The following is a 2,500-nucleotide window of genomic DNA, read 5'->3' on the forward strand; positions in this document are numbered from 1 at the left end:
CCACCCGCCTGACCCGGCCCGGGGCCCGCGACGACCACCGACGCCTCACCGCCGGCTTCGGCCTGCCCGCACCCGGGCCGCCGACACCGACGCCACGCCCCGCCCACCCCTCAACCCCATCACCGAGACCGCAACGCGGCCCCAACCGGTCACCGCGACCGCCCAAGAACCCCAACAACACCGACACTCACGTCAGATCGGTGGATCGAGGCTAAGCCGACGCACACGATCCAGGATGTGGCCCACAACGGGCGGCTGCAGCTCGACATCGAAGAGCTCGTCCAATTCCGCGACCGGCTGATCGGCGCGGCGTCCCAGGACGACGAGCAGGTTGACGCTGAGGAGGGCTCGCGATGAAGGTCGTCGGAACGGGCAACCCGGCCATGCTCACGCTTCGCCTCCGTGAGCGTGAGGTCGCCGGGTTGAAGGAGGAGCTCGGCCACCAGGCCGCAGTCGCCGACGACGCCGAGCGGGAGCGCCCGGACGAGCCGATGGCGGCCACCGGTCGGCGACCGGGGGAGATCCTGCCGGCGGTTCTGAAGTTGTTGGACGAGCTCGCTACGACGGCGGAGCCCAACGAGCAGGGCCGCGTGGTGGTGGTCGGGCCGACCTGGCTGCTCGGTCCTGCCATCCGTGGCGCGACCACGGAGGCGGCGGAGCAGCTTGTTTCCGTGCTGCGTCGTTTCCCCAGCGCTGAGGCCTCTACGGCCGAGGAGTTGCGAGACGCCGTCTCTGCCGCCTCGGCCTGGAGCGAGACGCTGATCGGCTACGAACACGTGCAGAACTACGGACTGACGAGCTGACCCAGCCACGCCGGCGCCCGACGCGTGCGGGCACGTTCGTCGAGGGTGAGGAGACCTCGACGCAGCGGGAGGAGCACGCGAGAGGGCGCCGGCTGGGAGGGATGAGCGCACCGGTCGCCCGAGCGCTCAGATCGCACAACTGCGGTCAGGGCTTGGGCACAAAATCGGTGCACGAGGATTCAGTCGACGAGCTACGCGGTAAACCCTCGCCACCAATTGGAGGTAGGGGGTTTGCGAGAGCTCGTCGACAGAGAGGGCAGCAGCCATGTGCTGACCGGCGACATGCCCTCGACCGACTCCCAGCCCTCGGTGCACGACGCCGAGATCGAACGCGATTACGCGGAGCACCGCGCGGCGGTCCTGGGGATGCTCGGCGCCGACTTCCCGCGGCTGCGAGATCCCGAGGAGATCTACCAGGAGGCGTGGGCGGAGCTGCTGGCCATCGAGCGTCGCGGCGAGGTCGTCCAGCACCGACGCGCGCTGCTGAAGAAGATCGCGTGGCGTCGCGCGGCGGACGCGACCAAGCGCCGGCGGCCCGACGCGATCGACCCGTTCAGTCCGGCGCTGATCGCCACGACCGACGAACAGGCCCTGCCCGACGAGCAGGCGCAGCTACGGCTTGATGGCGACGCGCTACGTCTGGTCGTCGAGTCGCTCGACGAGCAGCAGGCCGCGGTGCTGAAGCTCCGCTTCGATCAGCAGCTCACCGCGCGCGAGGTCCAGGACGAGCTCGGCATCGGCGAGAAGCGCCTCGAGGCGATCATCACGGCCGCCTACAAGAAGATCGCCGCGCAGCTCGCGGTCGACGAGACCGGCGAGTCGCGGTGGATGCGTCGGCAGCGCAGTCTGTTGCTGGCGTGCGAGCTGGGCATCGCCTCGTCGCGCCAGCGGCGGCGGGCGCAGACGATGGTCGATCGCGATCCGGCGTGCCGCGCGATGTTGCACGCGATGCGGTCCAACCTCGGCGATGTCGCCGCGGTGCTGCCGATGCCGGTCTTGGCCGAGGAGCACGACCGGCTCAGGGCGATTGCGGGAGCGACGAGTCGTCTCGACGAGCTCTGGGCGAGCACACGGCAGCTCACCGACCGCCTCACTGGGCGCGGCCTGTCGAACACGGGCCTCGTCGAGCAGGCAGGCGTGGGAGGCGCCGGCGTCGGGGCGGGAGCCGTCACCGCGAAGGTCGTTGCGCTCTGCCTGGCGGTCGGTGGCACCGGCGCAATCTGCATCGACGTCGCCCATCACTTGCGGCAGCACCCCGCGGCGAAGGCGGCCGCGCGTCCTCATCACGTCAAGCCGCGCGTCGTTGAGCCGCCGCGCGATCACGTCGAGGTTGTCCGGCTTCCGAAGAAGACGACGTCGACCAAGGCCAAGACCACGAAGGCCAAGACGAGCAAGCGCGAGACGCCGGTCAGCTCGACGAAGTCCACGCCGCCCGTCTCTCCGGCGCCGAAGGGCAGCACCGAGTTCGGTCCCGGCAACCTTGGAAGCACCTCTGCGCCGCAGCAGCCGGCGGCCGCGCCGCAAAATGGGGGAGGGGAGTTCACGCCGTGAGTCGACTAAGCCTCGATCCACCGTTTGATCGCGCGTGGGCGGGGTGGGCGGCGTGATCGGCCGGTTGGCCGTCTTGTCGCGGGTGTGTGAGTAGGTCGGAGTCGTGGGCGTGTGCGCGGGGGCCGGTTCAGACCGTCTCGGTGGGG

Annotated in this window: 2 protein-coding genes; both read left to right on the plus strand. The window is 70.3% G+C overall.

The features are described 5' to 3' along the window. The first annotated feature begins 353 nt into the window (after positions 1–353). A complete protein-coding gene (locus VK501_RS22685; RefSeq protein WP_324341512.1) occupies positions 354–803 on the plus strand; it encodes a hypothetical protein in 450 nt (149 codons plus the stop codon). Positions 804–1,034: 231 nt separating this feature from the next. After that, the gene (locus tag VK501_RS22690; RefSeq protein ID WP_324341514.1) at positions 1,035–2,354 is read left to right on the plus strand and encodes a sigma-70 family RNA polymerase sigma factor; all 1,320 of its coding nucleotides are present in this window, start codon (positions 1,035–1,037) and stop codon (positions 2,352–2,354) included. Positions 2,355–2,500 lie beyond the last annotated feature (146 nt).

The organism is Baekduia sp., from assembly GCF_035318805.1.
GTDB lineage: Bacteria > Actinomycetota > Thermoleophilia > Solirubrobacterales > Solirubrobacteraceae > Baekduia.

Coding starts and splice junctions, on each gene's coding strand:
- VK501_RS22685 (WP_324341512.1), top strand. CDS start 354: ATGAAGGTCGTCGGAACGGGCAACCCGGCCATGCTCACGCTTCGCCTC.